6 protein-coding genes and 1 pseudogene are annotated in these 8475 nt (G+C 35.7%); 2 read left to right on the top strand and 5 right to left on the bottom strand.

Translation table 11 applies throughout. The features are described 5' to 3' along the window. Positions 1-193 precede the first annotated feature (193 nt). The 4 genes from F6K40_RS36690 to F6K40_RS36675 are packed head-to-tail and all read right to left on the bottom strand — an operon-like array spanning position 194 to position 1371. The gene (locus F6K40_RS36690; RefSeq protein ID WP_293144058.1) at positions 194-481 is read right to left on the bottom strand and encodes a hypothetical protein; all 288 of its coding nucleotides are present in this window, start codon (positions 479-481) and stop codon (positions 194-196) included. 12 nt (positions 482-493) lie between these two features. Beyond that, positions 494-748, bottom strand: a complete 255-nt coding sequence (locus tag F6K40_RS36685) for a hypothetical protein (RefSeq protein ID WP_293144056.1) — start codon at positions 746-748, stop codon at positions 494-496. Next, positions 663-902 carry a hypothetical protein gene (locus tag F6K40_RS36680; RefSeq protein WP_293144053.1) on the bottom strand — a complete coding sequence of 80 codons (240 nt, stop codon included), beginning with the start codon at positions 900-902 and terminating at the stop codon, positions 663-665. The genes F6K40_RS36685 and F6K40_RS36680 overlap by 86 nt, the downstream gene beginning before the upstream one ends. Continuing rightward, a complete protein-coding gene (locus tag F6K40_RS36675) occupies positions 892-1371 on the bottom strand; it encodes a hypothetical protein (protein WP_293144050.1) in 480 nt (159 codons plus the stop codon). Before F6K40_RS36675 ends, F6K40_RS36680 begins: the two co-directional genes overlap by 11 nt. A gap of 1139 nt (positions 1372-2510) precedes the next feature. On the opposite strand from F6K40_RS36675, the gene F6K40_RS36670 reads away from it, so the two are divergent. Further along, positions 2511-5282 carry a COR domain-containing protein gene (locus tag F6K40_RS36670; protein ID WP_293144047.1) on the top strand — a complete coding sequence of 924 codons (2772 nt, stop codon included), beginning with the start codon at positions 2511-2513 and terminating at the stop codon, positions 5280-5282. 910 nt (positions 5283-6192) lie between these two features. Beyond that, a complete protein-coding gene (locus tag F6K40_RS36665) occupies positions 6193-6360 on the top strand; it encodes a hypothetical protein (RefSeq protein ID WP_293144044.1) in 168 nt (55 codons plus the stop codon). Positions 6361-6633: 273 nt separating this feature from the next. On the opposite strand, the pseudogene F6K40_RS36660 reads toward F6K40_RS36665, so the two are convergent. Beyond that, positions 6634-8455: pseudogene (locus F6K40_RS36660) on the bottom strand (heavy metal translocating P-type ATPase). Between the last annotated feature and the right edge of the window lie 20 nt (positions 8456-8475).

Here is an 8475-nt window from a genome sequence, read left to right as displayed (position 1 = left end):
TTTGGGATAACGCGACGCAGAAAAATCAAGGAAAAATTATTTATCCTACAATCCCAGTCTTCCCACACTTCCCACACTTCCCACACTCCCCACAGCTCCTACATCTCCCACACTCCCCACACTAATTCATCCCGCAAATATGCAACGCCAAGAATTGAATATGGATAGAGGCTTTGTTGCACAAGTAGGAAGCTCAAAATTTTCTACCTAGGGCTTGCTGATCAAATCTAAAAGTATTTACAGATAAAGGTTTGAGCCATTTTAAGTCCTGAAAAAGTATCAGTTTTGCGGTTAAAAGAGCTGCATAAAGTAAGAATTTTGGGATAACGCGACGCAGAAAAATCAAGGAAAAATTATTTCTCCTACAATCCCAGTCTTCCCACACTTCCCACACTTCCCACACCTCCCACACTCCCCACACTAATTCATCCCGCAAATATGCAACGCCAAAAATTGAATATGGATAGAGGCTTTGTTGCACAAGATAGGAAGCTCAAAATTTTTTACCTAGGGCTTGCTGATTAAATCTAAAAGTATTTACAGATAAAGGTTTTAGCGATTTTAAGTCGTGAAAAAGTATCAGTTTTGCGGTTAAAAGAGCTGCATAAAGTAAGAATTTTGGGATAACGCGAGACAGAAAAATCAAGGAAAAATTATTTATCCTACAATCCCAGTCTTCCCACACTTCCGACACTTCCCACACCTCCGACACTTCCCACACCTCCGACACCTCCGACACTTCCCACACTTTGCTTTTTTCTGCAAACCCTACCTACTGTGGCGATTTCCCAAAAACAAACAGCACAAAGTTTGCTGAGGTTATTGTCAGTTGAGCTGCTGTGAGCGCTATAATTTTTTTGTGACCTTACTCGCGTGACGAATGAAACCAGACTAGAGGGCAAGTTCTTTGCTCCGTTGCCTTGCATTACTTGGATCAAGGTTAAATTCAGTATCTAGAAATTGCACTGCCTCATAAGTCTCAATCCACACATGAGCACCACAATTTGCTGGTTTGTAAGGTCGATAGACGATATAGCAAGGACCTGAAATATATAATTCATAACCATAATCGTTGCGCTTGCTGTCTTTGAGAGACACTACTGGTTTGAATTGCTCAGGAGGCTTTCCTTTATTACCTTGAATGTTGTGTTGATTAACATGAATCATTTGTGCTTTCTTCGCTTGTTGCTTGCGCCAGATACCTTCGGGACCGCGCCGAGCCGGAATTATTCTCGGCATTCCACTTTTAGATACTGGAATTTTCCAGAATCTACCATTTTTTTTGGCTCCTTTGACTCTTCCTTGAGCGAGTAAAACTAATAAACGTTGACGAGAGATACCTAATAAAATAGACGCTTGTTTAGTACCCATGATTTCACCTTAACTATTGGCCAATAGTAAAATATACTTTATTACAATAACATTTACAGGATTTAACCTAAAAACAAATATAAACGAAATTCTTGGTTTTGTCTTATTTAATTTCAATAAAAAATATAAACATTTATGAACAATTATTTTATTCTCTTCACAGTTGAGAATATATTCTATTTCTTTGAGTGCCCTCCTCTGTGGAGGACCTAGGGCAACAAGGAGAAACAGAGAAGTAGGACTCAGGGGTTGACAAACGGTTTATACCAATCAAAAAATGGCTTGTTGATCAATGCTGACCATTTTTTGAATTCAAAATTCAAAATTCAAAATTGTTGACTCTAACCTAATTACAGCAATTTCACCAGGCGCGTGAGGTACAAAATTTTGTTAAAGTAAGCTTGTTAATAGTTTTGGCAGTTCAACCTTCCAGGTTGTTACAGCCTGGAAGCCTGAAGTGCAAATCTTGTTACAGCCTGGAAGCCTGAAGTGCGAACTGTACCTCACTATCCTCATGCATTGCTGTAAATAATTTTTTAATTCAAGATACAAGCCTCCTTGAATAATGATTAATAATTAATTATTAAAGAATTCTTGCATTATTAATTGCTGAATCCAAGCCTCAGACTTGAGGCTAAGTTCAATAATTAACAATTAATAATTAATAATTACCTCTTCTTAAAAAGAAGAGGGTTGGTTAAAAAGGAAATTTTTTTCTTCTCTTGCTCGATTGGATATGGTTAGGTAACCCACCCATCCCACCCTTCGGGAAACTCCGTTAACGACCGCTTTTTTCTCCTTTAAAGGAGAGGCTTTAAACCTTGATTTTTCGGTAATTTTGACTTTTTAATTAATAATGCAAGAATTGTTTTGACCTCAATGGCAGTTACAATATACACTCGAATTGCAGTTCCAAATGCTATAGCGGATGGAATAGAGAGACCTTTGAGTAATTCCATTCAGGATAACCTGGAAAAGTGAGTTGATATTTATAGATGAATATTTGTCTATCAACTTACAAACTCTAGTTAATTTTTTGGAGATGTCCATTGTTTTTTGAAGGAATGATTACGGAAAATCAAAGTTAGCCTTTGTAGCTGTAGCTTGTAGAATTATGGTAAAAATTATTTTATTGAGCTATGACTTCTCCTAAAACAAACCAGCAGAATCAGATACCACAGCATTTTCAAGAAAGAATACAAGAAGCTAAAGATAAAAAGCTTAAGGAGTTGGACTTGAGCGGTTCTTCTAGTAGAGGTTATGAAAAATTAACTGAAATTCCTATAGAAGTTTGGGAATTAGAGCAGCTAGAAGTATTAAACTTAAGTAATAATCAATTAACAACTATTCCGGAATCAGTCGCTAAACTCACCAATTTAGCTTTGCTTGATTTAAGTATTAATCGGTTAACAAGTATCCCTGATTCAATCACTAAACTTACCAATTTAACTGAGCTTTATTTAAGAGCAAATCAATTAACAAACATCCCTGAATCGATCGCTAAACTTACCAATCTAACTCAACTTCATTTAAGTGGTAATCAGTTAACAAATATTCCCGATTCAATCACTAAACTTACCAATTTAACTCGGCTTAATTTAAGTAGTAATCAGTTAAAAAATATCCCTGATTCAATCACTAAACTTACCAATTTAACTCGGCTTGATTTAAGTAGTAATCAGTTAACAAATATCCCTGATTCAATCAGTAAGCTTTCTAATTTAACCTGGCTTGATTTAAGTATTAATCAATTAACAAGTATCCCTGATTCAATTAGTAAAACTCCCAATTTGACCAACCTTTATTTAAGCTTTAATCAATTAACTAATATCTCAGAATCAATTAGTAAAATATCCAGTTTAACCAACCTCTATTTCAGTAATAATCTATTGACAAATATCCAGGAATCAATCATTAAGCTATCCAAATTAACCTTTCTTGATGTAAATAATAATCCCCTCGAAACTCCGCCAATAGAGATTGCCAGAAAAGGAATAGAAGAAATTAGAAACTATTTCCAGCAAATACAAAAAGAAGGAATAGATCATATCTATGAAGCAAAATTACTAATTGTTGGAGAAGGGGGAGCTGGTAAAACAACTTTAGCTAATAAAATTCAAAATCAAAACTATCAACTACGAGAGGAAGATACAACTAAAGGAATTGAAGTTTATCAGTGGAACTTTCAGACAAAAAACCAACACAACTTTCAGATGAATATTTGGGATTTTGGCGGACAAGAAATTTATCACGCTACCCACCAATTTTTCTTGACCAAACGCTCGTTATATATCCTTGTTGCTGATACCCGCAAAGAAGATACAGACTTTTATTATTGGCTGAAAGTAGTAGAGTTATTAAGTGATAATAGCCCTTTATTAATTATCAAAAATGAGAAACAAGAACGGAAACGAGAAATTAATCAACGGGCATTGCAAGGGCAATTTACTAATATCAAAGAAATCTTAGCCACCAATCTTAAGACTAATCGAGGTTTAAAAGAAATTAGAAGAGAAATCCAACATCACACTGGTAAATTACCCCATATTGGTAGTCCTATTCCTAAAACTTGGAAAAAAGTGCGTGAAGTCTTAGAAACAGATGTTCGGAACTATATTAGTCTAGAGGAATATTTATCCATTTGCGAAAAGAATGGGTTTAAAAAACATCAGGATAAATTACAGTTAAGTGGCTATTTACACGATTTAGGAGTTTGTCTTCATTTTCGCGACGATCCTTTGTTAAATAAAATAGTTATTCTCAAACCAGAATGGGGAACAGCAGCAGTTTATAAAGCCTTAGATAATCCAAAAGTTTACGATAACTTTGGCAAATTTACTAAAGATGATTTAACCAAAATTTGGCATGAAGAAAAATATGTCAATATGCACGAGGAGCTACTGCAATTAATGATGAAATTTCAACTCTGTTATAAAATTCCTGGTACTTCTCAGACCTATATTGCCCCTCAACTTCTCACGGAAAATCAACCAGAATATGAATGGGATGAAAATAATAATTTGATTTTACGTTACACTTATGAATTTATACCCAAGGGAATTATTACTCAGTTTATTGTCGTGATGCACGAGTATATTAAACAACAGAAATATGTCTGGAAAAGCGGAGTTATTCTCCAGAAAGGTGTGGCGAAAGCAGAAGTAATTGAATATTACGCTAAGAGAGAAATAAAAATTAGGATTTCTGGGCAACAAAAACGGGATTTAATGACTATTACGACCTACGAATTGGATAAAATTCATAATTCTTATAATCGACTCAAATATAATAAGTTAATTCCTTGTAATTGTGAGACTTGTAAAAATAGCCAGAACCCACATTTTTACAAATTTGATAAATTAAAAGAATGGATTAGCAATGGCAGACTAAAAAATAACTGCGATAATTCTCCTTATTATGAAGTTGATATAAGGAGTTTAATTGATGATGTGATAGACAGCGATAAGTACGAGGGATTTTTACAATATAACCCTTATCCAAATGATATTTATATGAGGGATTCTGTAATAAATACTAACAATAATTTTATCGGCAATAAAACTATGACTAAAAAAATTGTCAACGACCAAAGTCGGAAAATCAAAAACCAAGACGGAAATGTTATGGGTAATGTATTTGGTGATGAGAGTAATATTCAAGGTAAAGTAATAGCAAATTCTGCTGAACCAGAAATAGAAAAACCTAAGAAATTTGGATTCTTAGATTCTTTAACTTGGATGCAGAATGGGCAAATTATTTTCTATTCATTATGTACAATCTTTGCTGTTATTGGCATTGCTATAGGGTTAATCTATCCGAAGCTATATCCAGATGGGTCTCCTAAATGGGTAGAGAAAATTCTAGATATATTTCCAGTTCCCCAAGTAGAAAAAGAATCTGATCAAAAATGATGAATCGTGAAAAATTTCGACTATTACTTCTGGAACCAGAGTTAATACTTTTTCTGAAGCACCCTGGCAGAAGAGATGAATCGTGAAAAATTTCGACTATTGCTTCTGGAACCAGAGTTAATACTTTTTCTGAAGCACCCCGCCAGAAGAGATGAATCGTGAAATTTTCTGACTATTACTTCTGGAACCAGAGTGAATACTTTTTCTGAAGCACCCTGCCAGAAGAGATGAATCGTGAAATTTTCTGACTATTACTTCTGGAGCCAGAGTTAATACTTTTTCTGAAGCACCCCGCCAGAAGAGATGAATCGTGAAATTTTCTGACTATTACTTCTGGAGCCAGAGTTAATACTTTTTCTGAAGACTCCGCCAAAAGAGATGAATCGTGAAATTTTCTGACTATTACTTCTGGAACCAGAATGAATACTTTTTGTGAAGCACCCCGCCAGAACAGATGAATCGTGAAAAATTTCGACTATTACTTCTGGAGCCAGAGTTAATACTTTTTCTGAAGCACCCCGCCAGAAGAGATGAATCGTGAAATTTTCTGACTATTACTTCTGGAGCCAGAGTTAATACTTTTTCTGAAGCACTCCGCCAAAACAGATGAATCGTGAAATTTTCTGACTATTGCTTCTGGAACCAGAGTTAATACTTTTTTTGAAGCACTCCGCCAGAACAGATGAATCGTGAAAAATTTCGACTATTACTTCTGGAGCCAGAGTTAATACTTTTTTTGAAGCACTCCGCCAAAACAGATGAATCGTGAAATTTTCTGACTATTGCTTCTGGAACCAGAGTTAATACTTTTTTTGAAGCACTCCGCCAGAACAGATGAATCGTGAAAAATTTCGACTATTACTTCTGGAGCCAGAGTTAATACTTTTTCTGAAGCACCCCGCCAGAACAGATGAATCGTGAAAAATTTCGACTATTACTTCTGGAACCAGAGTTAATACTTTTTCTGAAGCACCCCGCCAGAAGAGATGAATCGTCAAAAATTTCGACTATTACTTCTGGAACCAGAGTTAATACTTTTTCTGAAGACTCCGCCAGAGTCAGAGAAGATGAATCGTGAAAAAATATCGTTATTCTTTGATTAAGTCAGTGCTCTACTAGAATTGACATACTCCCGACGTTGCCCTTACGGGTTCTATAGGGATTCTTCAGTCTGGGAAACCCTGACCGCTGTTTAGATAGAGGTGATGTCCTCCCCCTGTGTTGACATTAATAATAACAAAATGCTCCTAGCTTGTGTCTTGGGCATATGAACGTTTAGCTTATGAAGGTACCCGAATGCTGGCCCTGGCTTTCCCATACGACGCTCCCCCTCCCCCCTTTCCAAGGGGGGTTAGGGGGGATGGAGAGCGCGGGACTTCCCGCCAGGAAAGTAAAAAATAGCAATTAACGCCACACCAACATCTGCAAAGACTGCTTCCCAAATACTTGCCAACCCAACCATTCCCAATAAAATAAATAAACCTTTTACTCCCAAAGCAAAACCAATATTCTGCCAAACAATACGACGAGTTTTCCTGCCAACTTTTATTGCTTCGGCAACCTTAGAAGGAGCATCAGTCATAATCACAACATCTGCAGTTTCGATCGCTGCATCGGAACCCATGCTACCCATTGCCATACCAACATCGGCACGAGCAATAACGGGAGCATCATTAATTCCATCTCCAACAAAAGCAACTTTTCCATTAGAGTTGTTGGAGTAATTTTTCAATGGCAGTAACTTTATCTTCTGGCAATAATTCTGCTTGATAATCATCTAAACCTAGATTTTTTGCTACCCGTTGAGCAACACTTTGATTATCTCCAGTTAGCATCACAGTTTTTTCTACCCCCAAATTTTTTAGAGATTTAATTGCCGCAGCAGAATCTAATTTAACTTGGTCAGAAATTGCGATATAACCAACATATTTACTATCAACTGCTAAATGAACTGCCGTATCTCCAATATCGCAAATATCGTATTCAATATCTTCTAAATGTAAGAGGCGATCGCCTCCAGCAATAACTGTTTTATTTCCAACTTTTGCTTTAATTCCACATCCAGCAATTTCTTGATATTCTGACACGTCGGAATTATCTATTTTGGTGGAATTATATTTAGAAACTGCTTGAGCAATAGGATGATTTGATAAAGATTCAACTTTGGCTGCCACTTCTATTAATTCTGGTTGAGTCAAGCCATTTTTTGTCACAATATCTGTCACCTGAAGTTGACCTTCTGTTAAAGTTCCAGTTTTATCAAAAAACACAGTTTTAATAGCAGCTAAATCATCTAAAAATGTCGAACCTTTAACTAAAATTCCTCGTTTAGCAGCTCCACCAACTCCACCGAAGTAACCCAAAGGAATACTAATTACTAATCCACAAGGACAGGAAACAACTAATACAATTAATGATCGATTTATCCAATCAGCATAAGTCGCATCAGAGATAAATAGAGGAGGCAAAAGAGCGATCGCTAAGGAAATAAAGACAACTACTGGAGTATAGTATCTGGCAAAAGTTGTCATAAATCTTTCTGTTTTAGATTTCTTAGTTTTGGCAGTTTCAACTAATTCTAAAATTCGAGCAATTGATGACTTGTCAAAAGGTTTAGTAACCCGAATTGTTAATAATCCCGTTTGATTAACCATCCCTGCTAATATTGTTTGCCCAACTGTGAAAAATTTAGGTATTGATTCTCCAGTTAAAGCTGAGGTATCAACTTGGGAATTGCCAGAGATAATTTCACCATCTAAAGGAATTTTTTCTCCTGGTTTAACGACTATTTGACTGCCAACTTCTACTTTTTCAGGAGATACTTTTTCCAGAGAATCATTAATTTTTAAATTTGCATAATCAGGACGAACTTCTAATAATGACTTGATAGAATTACGGGAACGTTTAACGGAATATTCTTGGAATGTTTCCCCAATTTGATAAAACAACATTACTGCCACTGCTTCCGGTAATTTATCAATAGCGATCGCTGCTAATGTCGCCACAGTCATTAAAAAATTTTCATCAAATATTCTGCCTTTCAAAATGTTTTTTCCCGCACTAGAAAGTACAGTCCATCCACTATATATATATATGGGAATAAACACTATATATTTTCCTATTCCATAAACAGTATTTTGTAATTGTTGATAGAAAATTAAACATCGGAATATTGTACAACCTGGGTTCTAAG

Origin of the sequence: Okeania sp. SIO3I5, from assembly GCF_010672085.1 — a bacterium.
In the GTDB taxonomy this organism is placed as follows: Bacteria; Cyanobacteriota; Cyanobacteriia; order Cyanobacteriales; family Microcoleaceae; genus Trichodesmium.
The sequence above is the reverse complement of the archived record's forward strand: the minus strand, read 5'-3'. Positions and strand labels throughout refer to the sequence as shown.

What these genes read in the sequence shown, in the direction of transcription:
- F6K40_RS36670 (WP_293144047.1), top strand. Translation starts at nt 2,511, where the DNA reads ATGACTTCTCCTAAAACAAACCAGCAGAATCAGATACCACAGCATTTT.
- F6K40_RS36675 (WP_293144050.1), bottom strand. Translation starts at nt 1,371, where the DNA reads ATGGGTACTAAACAAGCGTCTATTTTATTAGGTATCTCTCGTCAACGT.
- F6K40_RS36665 (WP_293144044.1), top strand. Translation starts at nt 6,193, where the DNA reads ATGAATCGTGAAAAATTTCGACTATTACTTCTGGAACCAGAGTTAATA.